General features: G+C 69.1%; 18 protein-coding genes. 12 read left to right on the top strand and 6 right to left on the bottom strand.

Annotated features, from left to right (window positions below; genetic code table 11):
- The first annotated feature begins 155 nt into the window (after positions 1-155).
- Positions 156-407, top strand: coding sequence for a hypothetical protein (locus EKO23_RS19590; RefSeq protein WP_134719841.1), 252 nt, complete (start codon positions 156-158; stop codon positions 405-407).
- A gap of 79 nt (positions 408-486) precedes the next feature.
- Here the strand turns inward: EKO23_RS19590 and EKO23_RS19585 are convergent, their stop codons facing one another.
- Both EKO23_RS19585 and EKO23_RS19580 read right to left on the bottom strand, forming a co-directional pair.
- Positions 487-1,125, bottom strand: coding sequence for a DUF4203 domain-containing protein (locus tag EKO23_RS19585; protein WP_134719839.1), 639 nt, complete (start codon positions 1,123-1,125; stop codon positions 487-489).
- 57 nt (positions 1,126-1,182) lie between these two features.
- Positions 1,183-2,127, bottom strand: a complete 945-nt coding sequence (locus tag EKO23_RS19580; protein ID WP_167880562.1) for a phosphotransferase enzyme family protein — start codon at positions 2,125-2,127, stop codon at positions 1,183-1,185.
- Positions 2,128-2,283: 156 nt separating this feature from the next.
- Here EKO23_RS19580 and EKO23_RS19575 point away from each other — a divergent pair, with 156 nt between their 5' ends.
- From EKO23_RS19575 to EKO23_RS19565, 3 genes are read left to right on the top strand one after another with little or no spacing between them, the layout of a single operon-like run.
- Positions 2,284-3,333, top strand: coding sequence for a thiamine pyrophosphate-dependent dehydrogenase E1 component subunit alpha (locus tag EKO23_RS19575; protein WP_217702713.1), 1,050 nt, complete (start codon positions 2,284-2,286; stop codon positions 3,331-3,333).
- 10 nt (positions 3,334-3,343) lie between these two features.
- Positions 3,344-4,372 carry an alpha-ketoacid dehydrogenase subunit beta gene (locus EKO23_RS19570; protein ID WP_134719835.1) on the top strand — a complete coding sequence of 343 codons (1,029 nt, stop codon included), beginning with the start codon at positions 3,344-3,346 and terminating at the stop codon, positions 4,370-4,372.
- Positions 4,369-4,608 carry a lipoyl domain-containing protein gene (locus EKO23_RS19565; RefSeq protein WP_134719833.1) on the top strand — a complete coding sequence of 80 codons (240 nt, stop codon included), beginning with the start codon at positions 4,369-4,371 and terminating at the stop codon, positions 4,606-4,608. The genes EKO23_RS19570 and EKO23_RS19565 overlap by 4 nt, the downstream gene beginning before the upstream one ends.
- A 14-nt stretch (positions 4,609-4,622) precedes the next feature.
- Here the strand turns inward: EKO23_RS19565 and EKO23_RS25430 are convergent, their stop codons facing one another.
- Complete coding sequence (locus tag EKO23_RS25430) at positions 4,623-4,763, bottom strand: hypothetical protein (RefSeq protein WP_167880561.1); 141 nt, start codon at positions 4,761-4,763, stop codon at positions 4,623-4,625.
- A gap of 40 nt (positions 4,764-4,803) precedes the next feature.
- Here EKO23_RS25430 and EKO23_RS19560 point away from each other — a divergent pair, with 40 nt between their 5' ends.
- Together EKO23_RS19560 and EKO23_RS19555 are read left to right on the top strand one after the other, a co-directional pair.
- Positions 4,804-6,276: an aminopeptidase P family protein gene (locus tag EKO23_RS19560; RefSeq protein ID WP_246051199.1), complete on the top strand. Its 1,473-nt coding sequence runs from the start codon at positions 4,804-4,806 to the stop codon at positions 6,274-6,276.
- A 357-nt stretch (positions 6,277-6,633) separates the two neighbouring features.
- A complete protein-coding gene (locus EKO23_RS19555) occupies positions 6,634-7,245 on the top strand; it encodes a dihydrofolate reductase family protein (protein ID WP_134719831.1) in 612 nt (203 codons plus the stop codon).
- Between the two features lie 114 nt (positions 7,246-7,359).
- Here the strand turns inward: EKO23_RS19555 and EKO23_RS19550 are convergent, their stop codons facing one another.
- Both EKO23_RS19550 and EKO23_RS19545 read right to left on the bottom strand, forming a co-directional pair.
- A complete protein-coding gene (locus EKO23_RS19550; protein WP_134719830.1) occupies positions 7,360-8,538 on the bottom strand; it encodes a TolB family protein in 1,179 nt (392 codons plus the stop codon).
- The gene (locus tag EKO23_RS19545) at positions 8,535-9,047 is read right to left on the bottom strand and encodes a SigE family RNA polymerase sigma factor (RefSeq protein ID WP_134719828.1); all 513 of its coding nucleotides are present in this window, start codon (positions 9,045-9,047) and stop codon (positions 8,535-8,537) included. Before EKO23_RS19545 ends, EKO23_RS19550 begins: the two co-directional genes overlap by 4 nt.
- Before the next feature lie 116 nt (positions 9,048-9,163).
- Between EKO23_RS19545 and EKO23_RS19540 the strand changes: the two genes are divergently transcribed.
- The 4 genes from EKO23_RS19540 to EKO23_RS19525 all read left to right on the top strand — a co-directional run bounded on the left by EKO23_RS19540 (position 9,164) and on the right by EKO23_RS19525 (position 14,940).
- Complete coding sequence (locus EKO23_RS19540; RefSeq protein WP_134719826.1) at positions 9,164-10,483, top strand: hypothetical protein; 1,320 nt, start codon at positions 9,164-9,166, stop codon at positions 10,481-10,483.
- Between the two features lie 313 nt (positions 10,484-10,796).
- Positions 10,797-12,221 carry a phospholipase D-like domain-containing protein gene (locus EKO23_RS19535; RefSeq protein WP_167880560.1) on the top strand — a complete coding sequence of 475 codons (1,425 nt, stop codon included), beginning with the start codon at positions 10,797-10,799 and terminating at the stop codon, positions 12,219-12,221.
- A gap of 54 nt (positions 12,222-12,275) precedes the next feature.
- Complete coding sequence (locus EKO23_RS19530) at positions 12,276-13,220, top strand: hypothetical protein (RefSeq protein WP_134719822.1); 945 nt, start codon at positions 12,276-12,278, stop codon at positions 13,218-13,220.
- 121 nt (positions 13,221-13,341) lie between these two features.
- Positions 13,342-14,940, top strand: coding sequence for an SGNH/GDSL hydrolase family protein (locus EKO23_RS19525; RefSeq protein WP_134719820.1), 1,599 nt, complete (start codon positions 13,342-13,344; stop codon positions 14,938-14,940).
- Positions 14,941-15,082: 142 nt separating this feature from the next.
- On the opposite strand, the gene EKO23_RS19520 is transcribed toward EKO23_RS19525, so the two are convergent.
- The gene (locus EKO23_RS19520; protein WP_246051198.1) at positions 15,083-16,120 is read right to left on the bottom strand and encodes an oxidoreductase; all 1,038 of its coding nucleotides are present in this window, start codon (positions 16,118-16,120) and stop codon (positions 15,083-15,085) included.
- 57 nt (positions 16,121-16,177) lie between these two features.
- Between EKO23_RS19520 and EKO23_RS19515 the strand changes: the two genes are divergently transcribed.
- Both EKO23_RS19515 and EKO23_RS19510 read left to right on the top strand, forming a co-directional pair.
- Positions 16,178-17,173, top strand: coding sequence for an AraC family transcriptional regulator (locus EKO23_RS19515; RefSeq protein WP_134719818.1), 996 nt, complete (start codon positions 16,178-16,180; stop codon positions 17,171-17,173).
- 140 nt (positions 17,174-17,313) lie between these two features.
- The gene (locus tag EKO23_RS19510; RefSeq protein WP_217702711.1) at positions 17,314-17,922 is read left to right on the top strand and encodes a class I SAM-dependent methyltransferase; all 609 of its coding nucleotides are present in this window, start codon (positions 17,314-17,316) and stop codon (positions 17,920-17,922) included.
- Positions 17,923-18,200: the final 278 nt, after the last annotated feature.

The following is an 18,200-nucleotide window of genomic DNA, read 5'->3' as shown; positions in this document are numbered from 1 at the left end:
CTCCTCAGAGTCCTGCGGGGCGCCGGAGCCGTCAACGCGGGTGATACCGCGGCGATACCGGACCCGCACCACAGCGATACCGGCGGATGCCACAACGGAGACGCAAGCCGGGGCCACCAGCCCCACAGATCCGGACAGCCCCGAGAGGAACCGTCATGAACACCACCAACACCCGGCACACCACGGCCATCCTCGCCACGGCCACTGCCGTCGCAGCTGCGCTGACCGTCACCGCCCCCACCGCCGCCAGCGCGAAGCGACCCGACTCCGTCGCCGGACCGGCCACGCAGCGCGTCGTCAGCGCCAGGGTCCTCGACATCGACGAGCACGTCGCGTACCGCAGGGCGCTGATGGCGCAGTACTACGTCGACCACGCCCGGGAGCTCCAGCAGTGGGCCGTTCGCTGAGCCGGCGCGGGCGCCGCGGCCGCTGACGTTCCCGGTGCCCTCGCCGGGGCGTCGACCACCGACCCGCGGTCGCCCGGGGTCAGCTGCTCTCGGCGTACCAGACTTCCTGGACCGAACGGCGCATCAGGACTCTCTGCCGGGCCTGGATGAAGATACCCGCGAAGGCCAGCACCACCACCAGCAGCGACCAGACCCAGCCGTTCTCGACGGTGTCGGTGAAGTCGCCCCGGGTGAAGTCGGCAGAGTTCAGCGAGCCCACCAGCAGCATCAACCCGCCGACCACGCCGACGGCTCCGGCGATGGAGCTGAAGACGACGAGCACGATCATCGGCATGTTGGCGAAGATCGACACGAGGCCCAGGAGCACACCGATGACCAGGCCCACCAGCACCGCCACCCAGTTCCAGTCGATCCCGAGCGCGACGACCAGACCCGAGCCGATCGCGAAGCCGAACGCCCCCATCGCGAGAGTGACGGCGACGTAGTAGTAGAGATAGGCGAGGACCGCGAAGATCAGGGCGAAGACCAGGCCCAGCGCCCAGCCGAGCAGAGTCCCGAGGAACCGCTCGTCCGCGAGCTCGGCGACGAGACCGGCACCGAAGGCGAACCCGGCGAAGAAGCCCCAGACGGGGATCACGAGCCGCAGCACGAACTGGCCCGCGACGAGCATGGCAGCCCCGGCGACGATCGCCAGGAGCCCCAGGAGGATGTCAGCCATGCCCATCAATGTAGGGCTCGGAGCCGCCGCCGACCGGACGACACGACCGGGCCGTGTTCAGCCGTTGACCGCGCGGAGGATCCGGTCGACAGCCTCGACGGTGACCGGTTCGTCGAGGAACTCCGTCACCCAGTCGGCGTTCCCTGCCCGTTCCTGGTCGGTGGACGACGTCAGCCAGCGTTCGCAGCCGACCCGGGCGATGTGGCCGAGCTGGGCCACGAGCATGGTCAGATCTCCTCGTCCGGACAGGCGGCCGGGGCCGCCGGCGTCGACGTAGGCGGCGTACAGGGTCCGCATCCGGTCGTGCTCACCCAGCCCGTACTCGAAGAGCGCGCAGCCGAGCTCGCCGTTCACGTCGCCCGGGCCACTGTTCTCCCAGTCCAGCGTGACCAGACCACCTCCCGGCGTACGCCGCACGTTGTCCGCCCACAGGTCGCGGTGACAGAGCTGGACCCGGCGCGGCGGGGTGAGGATGCTCTCTGCCTCCAGGACGTCGGGGAGCACGGCCACGAGACGTTCGACGAAGGGGGCCTCGGCCCGTCTCAGGCGCTCCAGGAGCCCCAGCCACGTCTCGGCGCCGACCGGGTCGACGTACCATCCGTCGACGGGATCGTCGGTGGGCACCGCGGCCGCGTGGATCGACGCCAGCACTCGTCCGAGCTCGCCGGGATCCAGCCGCCGGTCTGCGGGCAGCACGTCGACCCACTCGTAGACCCGCACGTGAGCGTCGCCGACGCCCGCGAGCACGGTGCCGTCGACGGCACGTACGACGGCGGGCATGGGTACCCCGGCCGAACGCACCACGTCCTGGTACGCCGCGTCGACCTCGGCGTCCTCGACCGAGACCGCGACGTGCGCGTGCTTCACCGCGAAGCGGCCGCGCCCAGAGTCCAGCTGCCAGATCTCACCGAGCCGCCCGAAGGCGACGGGACCGTGCAGACGAGCGTCCTCTCCCAGCCCGAATCGTTCGGCGACCAGACCGGCGTACGTGGGGTCGAGCACGAGCCCACCGTACGTGGAAGCACCCGGCGAGGGGCGAGACCGGGTGCCGCGACGCCGCCGCAGAAAGCACCCGCGGGGAGGGGACCAATGGTCCTGTTCACGACGGCCGGGGCGTGCCTATGTTGGCGGATAGTCCACGCTGCATCGGAGGTCGGCATGACGACACCCGCCTACGCCAGGGAACAGGCACAGACCCCCGCCCCGCCGGCTCGGCAAGCCGGCGAGACCCCCGACCTGGACGTGAGCGTCCGCGTCGGGCTGTACGAGACGATGGTGCTCTCCCGTGCCTACGAGGAGGCGATCCTGCGGGAGTATCACGCCGACAAGGGCCCGGGCTTCGACATCGGCAAGGGGCTCGTCCCCGGTGAGATGCACCTGTCGGCCGGCCAGGAGCCGGTGGCCGCTGGCGTGTGCGCACACCTGACGTCCGACGACGCGGTCACGGCTACGCATCGCCCCCATCACTTCGCGGTGGCGCACGGGGTGGACCTCGGCAAGATGACCGCGGAGATCTTCGGCCGGGAGACCGGACTGGGTCGCGGCCGGGGCGGCCACATGCATCTCTTCGACCCGGCCACCCACTTCTCGTGCTCCGGGATCATTGCCGAGGGCTACCCGCCGGCACTCGGCCAGGCGTTCGCCTTCCAGCGCCGGGGCACGGACCGGATCGCGGTTGCCGTGACCGGCGAGGGGGCCGCCAACCAGGGCGCCTTCCACGAATCACTCAACCTGGCCGCCCGCTGGTCGCTGCCGGTGGTCTTCGTCGTCGAGGACAACGACTGGGCCATCTCGGTGCCACGGTCCGCGTCCACGGCGATCACCTCGAACGCCGCCCGGGCCTCGGCCTACGGGATTCCCGGCGAGCGAGTGGAGAACGACGTCGAGGCGGTGTACGACGCGGCGAACCGCGCCGTTGCGCGAGCGCGCGCAGGCCAGGGCCCGTCACTCCTCGAGGTGCACACCGTCCGGCTCTGGGGCCACTTCGAGGGTGATGCGCAGGGCTACCGCACCGATCTCGCCGAGGCCGCGGCGCGCGACCCGATCCCGGCGTACGAGCAGAGCCTGCGTGCCGACGGCGCACTCGACGACGCCGGGGTTGCCCGCATCAAGGAGGCGGCCGGCAGCCGCGTCGAGCAGGCGATCGAGCTCGCCAAGCAGAGTCCAACGCCCGACCCCGCGTCGGCGACGTCCTACGTGTTCGCGTGAGGAGGATGACGTGACCATCACCGAGAGCCGCACCGAGCGGCGGTTGACCACGTCCAGGGCCATGGTCGAGGCGATCGAGCAGGAGATGGAGCACGACCCGTCGGTCTTCTACATGGGTGAGGACGTCGGGGCGTACGGCGGCATCTTCGGGTCGACGACCGGACTGCTGGAGCGCTTCGGGCCGCAGCGCATCATCGACACCCCCATCTCGGAGACCGCCTTCATCGGTCTGGGCATCGGGGCTGCCGTCGAGGGCATGCGCCCGATCGTGGAGCTGATGTTCGCCGACTTCATGGGCGTCTGCCTGGACCAGATCTACAACCACATGGCGAAGATCCACTTCGAGTCCGGCGGCAGCGTCCAGGTGCCGATGGTGCTCACCATGGCGGCCGGAGGCGGGTACTCCGACGGGGCACAGCACTCGCAGTGCCTCTGGGGCACGTTCGCCCACCTGCCCGGCATGAAGGTCGTGGTACCCAGCACCCCGGCGGACGCCAAGGGCCTCATGACCGCGGCGATCCGCGACGACAACCCGGTCGTCTACGTCTTCCACAAGGGCGTGATGGGGCTCGCCTGGATGGCGAAGAACGCCCACGCCCTCGGGGAGGTGCCCGAGGGAGAGTACGTCGTGCCGATCGGCAAGGCGCGCGTCGCCCGCGAGGGATCGGACGTGACCCTGGCGACCCTGTCACTGTCCGTGCACCACGCTCTCGACGTCGCCGAGAAGGTCTCCGAACAAGGCATCGAGGTCGAGGTCATCGACCTTCGTAGCCTGGTGCCCCTGGACCGCGACACTCTCCTGGAGTCGGTCGGCAAGACCGGTCGGCTCGTCGTGGTCGACGAGGACTACCTGTCCTACGGCGTCTCGGGAGAGATCGTCGCCACTGTCGCCGAGACCGACCCCGGGATGCTCCGGGTCCCGGCGCAGCGCGTGGCCGTGCCCGACGTACCGATTCCGTACGCGCACGCCCTGGAGTACGCCGTACTGCCACGCCAGCAACGGATCGAGCAGGCGATCCACACCGCGGTCCGCGCATGACCGACGTCCTCTTCCCGCCGCTGTCGCAGGAGAGACTCGACGCAGAGGGGGTCCTGGCAACCTGGTTCGTCGACGACGGGGCAACGGTGGCGCCCGATCACCTGCTGGCCGAGGTGCAGGTCGACAAGGTGTCGGCAGAGGTGGTGGCGCCGGTCGGCGGTGTCGTGCATCTCCTGGTCGCCGAGGAGGAGACGGTCATCCAGGGCACCCCGATCGCACGCATCGACACGGTGTAGCCCCGCCGGGCCGGTCATCGCCCGACGGGAAGCCACCCAGTCAGCACAGCACGGCTGGGACGGCCCTGACGATGCGGCGCGCCGTCGATGTCGACGGTCTGGTCGAAGACCGCCCCCGGCCCGATCTTGCCGGCGAGGATGTCGGGCAGGAGCATGGCGCTCTACCGTGAGCCCGCTGACCGAGGGGAGAACGCCGTGACCGAGATCGCCGACCGTCAACGCGTCGCGCCCGCTTCGTCGATGCCGCGCGGTGCGGACGAGGACCCGCGCATGCCGCGCCTGGGAGGCGCGGAGGGCTTCGCCGCGTTCGTCGCCGGCCAGTGGGGCGAGCAGGAACGTCGCGCCCCGGACGTGCCGGGGTCGGCGGCTGCCTGCGGGGCACACCGCGCTCGTCTCAGCGAGGCGCTCCCCGGCCAGGTCATCATCGTGGCCGGCGGCCGCGCGCCGGCACGGGTCAACGACTGCTACTACGACTTTCGCCCCCACAGTGACTTCGTCTGGCTGACCGGCTGCAACGCCGAGGACGCCGTCCTCGTGATGACGCCGACCGGCGCCGGGCACGACGCCGTGCTCTTCCTGCCGGTTCCGTTCCTCCCGGGGGAGGAGGGCTTCTACGCCGACGTCGTCCGTGGTGAGCTGTGGGTGGGGCCGTCCCCGGGCCTGCCGGACTGGGAGCAGGCGCTCGACCTGCCCGTACGCGACCTTGCGGAGCTCGACAGCACGCTGAGGGGTGTTCCACAGGCCCTCGTCACCGGTCATCGTGACCGCCCGCCCGCGCTCGACCGTCGCGAGGACTCCGCCGTCCTCGAGCGAGTGCTCTCGGAGCTGCGCATGATCAAGGACGGCTGGGAGATCGCGCAGCTGCGCCAGGCGGTCGACGCCACCGTGCTCGGCTTTCGACAGACGGTGCTGGAGATTCCCACGGCCATCCGTTCGGGCGGCGAGCGGTGGCTGCAGGGCACCTTCGACCGGGCCGCGCGCTCCTACGGCAACGGTCCGGGCTACGCCACCATCGTGGGCTCCGGGCACCATGCCTCGACGTTGCACTGGGTACGCGCCGACGGGCCGGTGCTCCCCGACGAGCTCCTGCTGCTCGACATGGGCGTGGAGGCCGACTCCCACTACACCGCCGATGTCACCCGCACCTTCCCGACGTCCGGCCGGTTCACCGACGTGCAGCGTCGGGTCCACGACCTGGTCGAGCGCTCCCACCGCGCCGGACTCGCCGCCGTCCGCCCGGGCCGCCGGTACGGCGACTTCTTCGAAGCCTGCATGGAGGTCATCGCGCAGGGTCTCTTCGACTGGGGCCTGCTGACCGTGTCGGTCGACGAAGCGCTCTCGCCCCGAGGCCAGCAGCATCGCCGTTGGCTGGTCTGCGGAATCGGGCACCACCTCGGACTCGACGTCCACGACTGCTCACGCGCCAGCTACGACGCGTACCAGGGCGCCGAGCTGCAGCCCGGGGTCGTCATGACCGTGGAGCCCGGGCTCTACTTCCACGCAAGCGACCTCGCGGTCCCGCCTGAGCTGCGCGGCCTCGGAGTGCGCCTGGAGGACGACGTGCTGGTGACGGCCACGGGAGCCGATGTGCTCTCTGAAGCGCTGCCGATCGATGCGTCCGGGATCGAGGCCTGGATGCGCGCGCCTCTGCCGGATCCATCGGCCTGAACACACGCTCGTGCCGCGATTCGCACGCCAGGACCACCGACGTCCGCTCAATCGGCAGCGATGGGACACGACATCCCCTCGCTCAGACTGCCAACGACCGTAGCGTGTTTCCGACGCCTCGGCACGTGTGCGTTCCACACGGATGCGCGGTACTTGGGTCCATGACGATCCCGACCTGCTCCGGTTCACCACCGAGGGATCAGGCGTCACAGCGACGCTGGACAAGGGGTCGAGCTCCGACACCGGACCTGCAGGACGACGTCACGAACGCTGGACACCAAGGCGCCGGGATCGGCAGATTTGGCGACGGGACCGTGGGCAGGACTACGCCGTGGTGCGGCGAGAGAGTGGTGCGTGATGAGGCTGGTTGTCCAGGAGTTCCTCACGTTCGACGGGGTGTCCCAGGGACCGGGGGCTCCCGACGAGGACACGAGCGACGGGTTCACGCGCGGCGGCTGGTTCGCGCCGTACGTCGACGACGCGTTCCTCGGAATCGTCGGAAGCTGGCTCGCCGAGGCAGACGGACTGCTGCTGGGTCGCCGCACCTATCAGAGCTTCGCGCGCGACTGGCCACGGATGACCGACCATCCCTTCGGCGGCATCATGAACTCCCTGCCGAAGTACGTCGCGTCCCACAGCCCGACCCGGGCCAGCTGGGACCCCTCGACGGTCCTCTCCGGCGACGTACCCATGCAGGTCGCCGACCTGAAGCGGCAGCCTGGTCGGGAGCTGCAGATCCATGGCAGCGCCCGGCTGGCTCAGTCCCTCCTGGCGGCCGGGCTCGTCGACACGCTGCGCCTCGTGGTCGCGCCGGTGGTCGTGGGCCAGGGTCGGCGCCTGTTCCCGGACCAAGGAGCTCCGGCCGGCCTGAAGCTCGTGAGCCACCAGACGACACCGGGCGGACTCTCCGTGCACACCCTCGACTACGTGGGCGCGCCGGAGTTCACGAGCTACGGGCCCGAGGCGTAGCCGCACTGCTCACGGTCCGCGCCAAGCGACCGGCGTCGCCCGACGACCACGCACGGAAGTCGAACGCCGGAGCAGGGACACATCGACGCTCCGCGAGCCGGCGGGGCACCGGCGTCAGGAGCAGCCGTCGACCGTCGGTTCCTCGGCCGGCGCCGGGGCGCCGGGGGTGCATCCGACCAGGAGCCGGTCGTTGCCCACCCAGGCTGCGCTGTTGCCGTAGACACGTGAGGTGCCGCCGGTGGCGGCGTCGACCACGTAGATGCCGGTCCGCGCAGTCAGGTAGAGGAACCTGGAGCGGTCCGGGGACATCTTGATTGCCCACAGGTCCGTGGGCGTGCTGGTCAGCTTCCGCCGGAATCCGTCGGCGACGACCGAGATCGATCCTCCGTTCACGTGGTTCGTCCCTACCTCGACGAACGCGATCTCCTGTCCGTCCGCGAGATACCTCGGCAGACCTGCATTCCGGAGGACCATCGTCGGCTCGCCGCCGCCGCTCGGAACCGTCCAGAGGTCGAAGTCGGTGCGCTCGGCGCAGGGAAACTCCTGGTTCAGGTCGATGCACGGGGCGGGCATCCGTGGCCGCGAGTACAGGACCGTGCTGCCGTCGGGGCTGAAGTCGAAGCCGCCCAGGCCGGTGTCCGCCCAATCGCGCGGCCCGAAGTCGACGAGAACGGTGGCCTCGTCACGGGCGACGTCGTGGAGGATCAGGTCCGGAAGGTTGGGGTACGGGGTCCGCCCGACGGTGTAGAGGAGCTTGGTTCCGTCCGGGGACCAGGTGAGGCCGGCAGGCTCCGCGACGAAGGTGTTCTGCGTGCGGTCCTCGGCCGATGGCACGTGGAGCCGGACCGGGTCGCTGCCGTCGACGTCGGCCACGACGAGCGGTCCTGTCTTCCCGAAGCATTGCCCGGTGCACGCGACCCGCGACCGGTCGGGGGAGAAGGCGTAGTCCGCGTTGGTCGAGAAGCCCTTGGCCGGCGTGAGGGCTCCGGTGATGAGGTCGAGGAAGTAGAGCGGCGGGCTCACGTAGGGTGCCGAACCCGGCTCCGTGCGGTCCGGGTCGTTGGTGACCCCCTCGGACCCGCCGACGGTCTGTGCGTGCCACGCTGCCACGCCCCCCGCGACGACCGCGACGACAGTGACAACCGCGGCAACCGCGGCGACCAGGGTGGTGCGGCGGTCTCGCCGGCGAATCACCCTCCCACCGACGCGCAGGGCGCGCAGATCCGGGGCTGGCGCGTCGGCCAGCTCGGCCCGCTCGGTCAGCATGGTCTGCAGCTCACGGTCCAGGCTCATCGCTCCACCACCTCACCCACCCGTGCCCCGCTCAGGCCGCGCCGAAGTGAACCCACCGCGTCGTGCAGCTGCGACTTCACCGTGCCCACCGCGCAGCCGAGAACCTCCGCGGTCTCGCGCTCCGTGAGGTCCTCGTAGTAGCGCAGGACCACCACCGCGCGCTGCCGCTCCGGCAGCGCGCAGACCAGCGGCCACAGCAGGGCGTGGTCGATCACACCGGTCTCCTCCGACGGGGTGGGACGCTCCGGCAGAACGTCGCGCAGCCACTCCAGCCGACTGCCGCGACGCCGCCACCCGGAGATCATCGCGTTCACCATCAGCTTGCGGACGTAGGCCTCGGGTGCCTCCATCCGGCTGACCCGTGGCCAGCGCGCGAACGTCTTCTCCATCGCGCCCTGCAACAGGTCCTCGGCAGCAGCAGGGTCCTCGGCGCAGAGCAGGTACGCCGTCCGGTACAGCCGCGACCAGCGCGCCGACACGAACTCGTCGAACCCGTCGTCCGCGTCCATCTCTCCTCCACCTGCTGCCCCCTCATCCCTAGTAAACGCTCGTGACGAGCAGAGGGTTGGGTGGTCCAGCGTTGTCTGCAGATGTCATGGACCGAGCTGGTCCGGCCTACCCGTCGGTGACCGCAGACGCCGACCCGCACCCTGCCGAAACCTCCGCACATGCCCGTTGGCCAGTCGACGATCCGTGTCGTACCGCCGCGAGCAGGCTGCTGCCTGTCCGGCCTGCACGGGGTCAGCCGACGCGCAGTCCGCTCGCGCGATCCGATGCCGTCTGGTCCACTGTGAATGTGACGAGGTACGTCCTGTTGTGCCGCCATGGAAGCCACCGCTCCGGCGTCCTGACACCAGTCAACAAGGAGTCGCCGGACGACTACCCGATCGATGGGGTTGCGAGCCGCCTGAGAGAGGAGCTCGCTCGGGAGAACCCTCCGGGCCGTACCCCCATCAGGATCCATCGGGCCGCGTACGCCGACACCCCGGAGTCTCGGCACACCCTGGAGAAGCTCGCGAAGGGGATCGGCCACGAGGTCGGCCTCCACGACGGCGACGAGGGAGCCATCATCCGAACCGAGGATGGACAGACGATCAAGGTCGCGCCGTCACCCGACCTGATGCCATCCCAGGACCAGAGCTCGGAGGACGTGACGAGGGCGGCCGAGAACTGGACGAAGGCGGCGTCGGAAGCGAACGGCAACGCCGTACTGCTGGTGGGTCATCAACCGGCCTTGGGCCGCATCTGCGACGCGCTGCTCTCCCGCGAACCCGGGTGGGAAGAGCGACTCCGGCTGCGGCCACGGCCGAGCACACCGATCGACCGGTCAGGCATCGTGTGCGTGGCGGTCGACGACGGTGGGCCACGCAAGCGTGCACGCGCTTGGGTCGCCTGGGCCATCAGCTACGACGACAGTGCCGCCGCCGACGCGGTGCGCGCGAAGGTCGGGCGCAAGATGGACGTCGCGAAGACGCTGGCAGGCGTGGTCACGCTCGGCCTGCCCCTGGTGCTGGGGGTGCTGTTCGACAGTAGCCAGTTCGATGGACTGGGCGATCGGCGATGGGCCGTGCAGGCAGGGGCCCTGTGCTACCTGGTGGCCGGGGCGCTCTTCCTGGCCACCATGTTCTACTACGACTCCCTGCTCATGCCCGAGAGGTTCTGGGGAGAGACCGCAGCCGGTGCCAGGAAGAAGCAGCCCCAACGCCGTTGGCTGGTCGAGCGACCGCCGAGCTCGGCAGCCTGGGTGCTGTACCAGAACATGATGCGGATCTGGCGACGGCTGTTCACAGTCGGTGCGGTGGTTGCCTTTCTCGGCAGTGCTTTCATGGCGTACGGCGCCATTCGGGTGAGCCTCGGGACCACCATGTTGGTCGGTGTCCCGGGTGCATTGTTGACCGCGTGGCTGGTGAACAGCAGCAGCCCGCTGCTGGGTTCGGAGGACTAGGTCAACGATCCTCGGCCGACTGGTTCCCAAGCAGGTCTACCGTGGAGAGGTGCGCACCCGGAGTGCAAGCAACGGTGTCACGCTCAACGTGGTCGCGGGCACACGCGTCGTGTTGCTCGCGTTCGACCTGAGCGAGACGCGCCGCGCGAGCTGCATGGGGTTCGCGATCCAACGCCTCGACCGGGCGACCGATGAGAAGCTCTGGTTGAGGGGGATGAAGACGTTTGCGTTGACCGATCCGGGTCTGGGTCCTGGCGGCTTGGTGTCGACTCTCGACCATCCGATCCAGAGCTTCCAGTGGGCCGATTACGGAGTGCTGCCTGGCCGGAAGTACACCTACCTCGTCCACGCGCTCTCCGGCACCGGGCCGCTCGACCTGGTCAAGGGGCCACCCATCCAGGCCACCATCACCACCGAGTCGGAGACGGGCAAGGTTCACTCGATCTACTTCAATCGCGGGTCGGTCGCGTCGCAGGCCTACGCCCGCGACTTCCTGAACACCCCGCCGAGCGCGTTCACGAACCCGGCCCAGCGCGCGGCGGCGTACAAGTTCCTCTCCCGCGGTCTCGAGGAAGCACTGCTGGCGTTCATCGCGCGGGCCAACGGGCCGGAGTACGAGCTGCACGCCGCGATGTACGAGTTCAGATGGCCGTCGGTGCTCGAAGCCTTCGGGAATGCTGCGAAGGCGACGGCCAAGGTCACAGTCCTCTATGACGCGATCCCGGGGGCCACCAAGCCCGGGGTCAGGAACCGCGAGGCGATCGATGACGCCGGGATCGGCGACCTGGCCAAGGCCCGGACCCGCGGCACGATCATGCACAACAAGTTCATCGTGCTGTCCAGGAACGGAGCTCCCGAAGCCGTGTGGACCGGATCGACCAACATCACCGAGCAAGGCATCTTCGGGCATCTCAACCTCGGTCACGCCGTCGACGACCCGGCCATCGCACAGCAGTACCGTGACTACTGGGACGTGGTCGAGCAGAACCTCACCCACACGCCTGACACGCAGGCCGTCGCCGCCCTGGCCCTGCGACCGCCGCAGCCACCACTCCCCCTCACCCAACCGATCACGCTGACCTTCTCCCCACAACCGACCGCAGCGGCGCTCGACTGGTACGCCGAGCTCACCGGGGCCGCGCAGGAGGCGCTGTTCATGACGTTCGCCTTCGGCATGAACGACCGGTTCGCGACGCTCTACGAGCGGAAGGACGACGTACTCCGGCTGGCGCTGATGGAGACCGAGGGCAACGGCACGAAGGCGGTCGTCGACGCTGCGCGGAAGCGGATCAACTCCATGCGCCGGCGTCCGAACGTCGTCATCGCGATCGGTGGCAGGCAACCGATCTCCGGGGTGGAGCGCTGGCTCGACGAGCTGCGGCAGATCACCGACCCGGTCCACGTCTACTGGATCCACACGAAGTTCGCCCTGATCGACCCACTCGGTGACCATCCGGTGGTGATCACGGGCTCCGCCAACTTCAGCGATGCCTCTACGACCAAGAACCACGAGAACATGCTGGTCATCGCAGGAGACAAACGCGTGGCCGACATCTACTTCACCGAGTACCTGCGACTGTTCGCCCACTACGCATTCCGCGAGACGCTGATCAAGCGGGAGATCTGGGACCTCTCCGACTGGCGACCCGAGAACCTCGTGCCGAACCCCTCCTGGACCGACGACTACTACAAGCCGGGCCAGCGATCCACTCGACGCCGCTACTACGCACGAACCTAGGTCGGCGGTCAGGAGCAAGGTGACCTGTGCACGTTGACGCGCGATGCTGTCAGGGTGAGCCGTGACCGCGAAACCGGTGGGCGCGCAGTGGGACGCCTGCCCCAAGTCCACGCGCGTGGCGGGCGACCCCAGGCCAACCGTACTGTGGCACGGCACCGCGACACCCGATGGTCCCTTGCGGTCGTTGCCGGGTTCGCCATGGCCGCGGGTGCCCTGTGGCTGTGGGCCTTCGCCGATCAGCATCGGTCGCTCGACGACACTCCCTTCGTGGTCTGGGGCATTCTTGCGGTCAGCCTCGGTGCCGCCTCCGGCCTCGTGTTCATCCTCGGACGGCGCAGCTGGGACGCGATCAGCACCATCCAGCCAATCTCGTGGCAGCCGCTTCGCCGGAGAACCGCGCTGGCCGCAGTCGTCGCCTCGACTGCCACGGCCCTGGTCTTTGCGATCGATCCCTCGATCGGCACGTTGCGAGGCGTCGGCCTGACGATTCTCGCCATCATCGGGAGCGCTCCGGCGCTCACCGGGATGCTCGGCATCAGAGCGGCGCTGATCAGCAGCCAGTCGGACGCGCTGCCGGAGCAGGTGCGCGCGTACCTCGAGCTTCGGGCGCTCTCCTCCCAGTTGCTCAGCGCACTGGGATCGCTGGTAGCACTCACGACGTTCGCCCTCGGGGCCTCGATGCTCGCTCACGGCGGTTGGCAAGGCCTCCAGTCCGTGCAGGTGCTCCTGGTGTACGGCGGGTTCGGCAGCACGTTGGTTGCGATGGGGTATCAGATACCGCGAACGTCCTTGCGCCAGCAGGGTCGCGCCCTGGTGAACGCACTGGCGCCGCTCACGGCGCCAGAGGCCAACGTCCTTCGACAGGAGCTCGAGCAGCGCGACCAGGTCGAGCGTCAGCTCGGGCTCCAGTCAGACCTCCTCAGCGAGCTGCAGACGGGCATCATCATTCTCAGTCCACTGCTGGCGGCGGCAACCGCAACCCTGTTACGAGGTGGATGACCCTCCCCCGGCTGCTGCCGCCTCGTCGCGCTCCGGTCACGATGGCTCGGCGATGCTGCCAGGAGCGAGCGGCGACGCGGCCGTGCGTCGTGGCAGGTGCGCTCAGAGAGGCGACGGACCCATGGCGAACCCGCGAGACATTCCCGACGAGGTCACGATCAACACGACCCCGCGCAAACCAGTCACCGACCCCACCCTCGGGATCGACGTGCCAGCCGGCGAGGCCGGCGCCGCGAAGCACCGGCTGGTCACCATCGGAGACTCCCTGACCCACGGCTTCATGAGCGCCGCCGTCAGCCGCACCGACCTGTCGTGGCCCGCCATCGTCGCCTACGAGCTGGGCCTGAGCGCAGACCAGTTCACCTTCCCGACCTACGAGAAGCCCGACGGGCCGGGTGGCCTGCCACTCAACCTGGAACGGCTGGCGAGGTCGTTCGAGAAGCGGTTCGGCGCCAAGCTGGACTTCTGGGAGATCGTCACCGCAGGCCTCTGGCTGCAGTCCTACATGGACAAGATCGAGGACTACTGGGAACGCGGGACCGGCGCCCGCACTCCGCGCGGCGGTCCCCCCTTCCACAACATGGCCGTCTACGGCTGGGACCTCCTCGACCCACAGCTGCTCACCTCCGACATGGTCGCCACCAGGCTGGCCGGCCCGACCAGGGACGACCCGTTCTCCCAGCTGGTCGAGCACCACCAGGACCGGGCCGCCTGGCCGGTCCTCCAGCGGGCCCGCAAGGGCACCACCGGGCGAACCGTCCTGGACGCCGTGGCCGAGATGAGCGGACCCCGACAAGGCATCGAGACGCTCGTCGTCGTCCTCGGGTCCAACAACGCGCTGGGCTCGGTGGTCACCCTGAAGCCAGCCTGGACCCCAGAGGGGTACGACGCCCTCTCCCCCACCAAGCGCCTGGCGGCCCGCGCCGGCCGCAACCTGTGGCGACCAAGCGCGTTCGCCGCCGACTGGTCCGACCTCGAGGCAAAGCTGCGCAAGGTCACCGCGCAGCACATCATCATCGCGACCGTCCCCTCGGTCACCATCGCCCCGGTCGCGCGCGGCACCTACACCAAGGTCAAGCCGACGTCTCGGTACTTCCCGTACTACACCCGGCCCTGGATCGCGGACGAGGACTTCAACCCCAAACGCGACCCGCACATCACCGAGGACGAGGCCCGCGCCATCGACTCGGCCATCGATGCCTACAACCAGACGATGATCGACTCGGTCACGGCCGCCCGCACCGACGGCCTCGACTGGTATCTGTTCGACATGGGCTCGACCCTGGACCGGCTGGCAACCCGCCGCTACATCGAGAGCCCGTGGGCCAGGCCCGACTGGTGGACCCCCTACGAGCTCCCACCCGCCCTGCGGGCTCTGGACCCCGAACCGAGCACCCGGTTCTTCCGCTCCGGGCCCGACGGGCGCACCGCCGGTGGCCTGTTCTCCCTCGACGGAGTCCACCCGACGACGATCGGCTACGGCATCCTCGCCCAGGAGGTCATCAAGGTGATGGAGGTGGCCGGCGTCACCTTCAACGACCGCAACGGCCAGGCCCGCAACACACCGGTGCGCATCGACTTCGACCGGCTCATCCGCGGCGACACCCTGATCAGCTCGCCACCCGCCTCCATCAGCAACAACCTGAGCCTGCTCGGCTGGCTCGACGACAAGCTCGACCTGCTCAACAAGTTCCTGCCCTTCGTGCACTCACCCCTCTAGCGGCAGCATCACAAAGCCCGGGCCCGATCCCCATGATCACCTGCCCCCTGTGCTGTGTGCGGTTGTGGCGAACCGGTTGCGGTCGAGGAACCTGGTCACGTCGCCGACATCGTCCAGGATCCCTGTGCAGCGGCGGAGTGGGTCAGGTCGACGGCACGCCGGTCACCCGGCGCATCATGGCGTCGAAGGTGCGGTCGGGGAGCACGTCGTGAAGGAAGATCATCGGCTTGGCTCCGAACCCGACGGCGTAGCGGGTCCTGGGCTTGCCGGCGTGGACGGCTCTGGTGATGGTGCGTGCGATCAGCTGCGGCGGCGAGGAGCGCCTCTGCGTCGACTCGGAGGACAACGAGTCGGCGACGGCATTGCCCTGGGGCGCGTATGGGCCCTCGGAGGAAACGGCGCGGACCTTGTCGGCAGCGATACCTGCCCACTCGCTCTTGATGCCGCCGGGCTCGATCACGATGACGTCGATACCGAACGGCTTGACCTCCATTCGGAGACAGTCGCTGATCGCTTCCAGGGCGAACTTGGTGGCGTGGTACCAAGCGCCGAGCGGGGTGTAGATCTTGCCGCCCATCGAGGTGATGTTGACGATCTTCCCGGCACGCTGGGTTCGCATGTGCGGGAGCACGAGCTGGGTCAGGCGCGCGGCGCCGAAGACGTTGACCTCGAACTGGTGACGGGCCTCGTCCATCGGGACGTCCTCCAGGGCGCCGTAGGAGCCGTAGCCGGCGTTGTTGACCAGGACGTCGACGCGCCCCGTCTCTCCGATGATCCGGTCGACACCGGCCCGCATGGAAGCGTCGTCGGTGACGTCCATGGCGATCGGACGGATGCCCGACGAGGTCAGGTGGGCCATGCGTTCGACGCGGCGGGCGGCGGCGTACACGGTGTAGCCGACGTTCGCGAGTTCCAGGGCGGTGGCTTCGCCGATCCCGGAGGAGGCGCCGGTGACCAGGGCGACGTTCTGGTTCTTGGCGCTGCTCGTGGAGCGGGTTGCGGCGGTTGTCGGGTCGGTGGTGCGCTCGGACATGGTGGTTCCTCTCGTTCGGCGTTCGCCACGTGGTCTTCGGGGATCAAGGTCCTCCTCCACGCTAGGCACTTGGCGCCTGCCGCGGACTGACGCATGACGCCAATGCACCTGCCCTTCGCGCCACGCATCCTGCGGCGCGATCGGCATCCTGTTTGGCGGATCTCGCAAGCCGCCACGCGCCCGGTCATGGCTACCCTGTTCTCCATGGCAGGGGACCGCTTCGACCTGGAGCCGAGCATCCAGGCACTGCTGCGCGACCTCCGGATCTCGCCGGCACGGGTGCTGCGCCGCGCCGGGCTACCGGCTGACCTGTTCGCCCGCGGGCCGGTCACGCTGTCCACCGCCGAGTACTACCGCTTCTGGGAAGCCCTCGACGCCGAGGGGGGCGAGCGTCCGTTGGCAGTCGAGATCGGCAAGGCGATCTCGGTCGAGATGTTCTCGCCACCACTCTTCGCCGCCCTGTGCAGCCCGGACCTGGCCACCGCGGCGCAACGCCTGGCTGCCCACAAGCCGCTCATCGGGCCGCTTCGTCTGGACCTCGACACCACCGACGGTCTCACCATCAGCTTCGCCTGGCCGGCGGGCGCGACCCCGCCGGTGTTGCTGGCGACCACCGAGCTCGTCTTCTGGACCGCCCTGGCCCGCATCGCCACCCGCGAAGCGGTCCGGCCCTCCCGGGTCCAGATCGGCCGTCCGGGACCTCACCGGGATGCCATTCAGGCCTACCTCGGCACGCGCCTGCGCACGGCCGACGGCTACTCGGTCACATTCACGGATGCCGATGCGCACCGGCCGTTCCTGACCGAGAACGACCAGATGTGGCGCGTCTTCGCCCCCGACCTCCGCCGACGCCTGTCCGACCTCGAGGCGTCCGCCACGGTGGCCGACCGAGTACGGGCCGCCCTCCTCGAGACGCTGCCGGGCGGCGACCCCTCCATCGGCGGTGTCACCACCCACCTCGCCACCAGCGCACGAACCCTCCAACGCCAGCTCAGCCAGGAAGGAACCTCGTTCCAGACCCTCCTCGCCAGCACCCGTGAGGACCTGGCCCGGCACTACCTGACCCGCGGGGACCTCCGTACGTCCGAGATCGCCTATCTCCTTGCGTACGACGACACCAACTCGTTCTACCGAGCCTTCAGGAGCTGGACAGGGACAACCCCCCACACGATTCGATCGACCGCCACCACCTCTGCGTAGCGGATGGGCACGACGGACCCTGGAGGTTCCTCGGCCGGGTGTTCGTTGATCGAGGAAGCCGCAGGTCAGATCGAGTAGACGGACGCCCCAGTTCCACGGCGCCCTGCTCTCTGTTTCGATGAGGGTGAGGAGGTCAGCCGATGGGGATCTACGGGGGGATGTACCGCCTCGGGTTCACGCCGTGGGAGCGCTACGGACGATCGGCTGCAGCAAGCATCGCAGCGCTGTTCGATCGCGAGAGCGCGGAACGAGAGCGTCCGCTCGGCCGCGCGCTCGACCTCGGCTGCGGGCGGGGCCAGTACACGCCCGAACTGGCCAGGCGAGGCTGGGAATCGGTGGGGATCGACTACGTTCCACGAGCCATCGAGGCCGCACGGAGCCACGGCACCGACAACCTCACCTACGTGGTCGGGGACGTGACCAGCCTTCCGGCCGCCGGACTCGGAACGTTCGACTTCTTCCTGGACATCGGATGCTTTCAAGGCCTCGATGCCGAGCAGCGGCTGGCCGAAGGAGAAGGCGTGACCGCTCTGGGCAACCAAGGCGCCACGCTGCTCATGCTCGCCTTCGGACCCTCCCGTCTCCGATCCCTGGTCGGCGGGGTCTCACCAGCAGAGGTCGAAGACGCGTTCCCGCAATGGGAGCTCATGACGGTTGAGCCAGCAGACACCAGGGGCCTGGGCTGGCCCATGAACAAGACCTCTCCGATGTGGTACCGACTGCGCCGGCAGAGCCAGCCACGAACCTGATCCAACCACCGTCGTGGAGCGGCTACGAATCGAGGCTGGCGGCGGCCGGGTACCGCTCGACGGCGAATCAGTTCGCCGCGTGCGGACCGCGGTTTCGCTGCGAGCCTGCGGGGCCCTCCTCCCTTGCAGTGCAGGAACGCCGGGGCGAGCATGAGGAATGATCAGGCCCCATGGCAGGAGGCTCAGGCGTGGCCTCGTCGTGGTGCTGCTGCTCGCTGGGACGGTGATTGCGATGCTGTGGGCGCTACAGCGTCAGCTGATCTACTTCCCCGACCCCG

The sequence above is a fragment of the Nocardioides guangzhouensis genome (assembly GCF_004519545.1).
Classification (GTDB): Bacteria; Actinomycetota; Actinomycetes; order Propionibacteriales; family Nocardioidaceae; genus Nocardioides; species Nocardioides guangzhouensis.
Note: the sequence above shows the minus strand (reverse complement) of the source record. Positions and strands in the feature narration are given on the sequence as shown.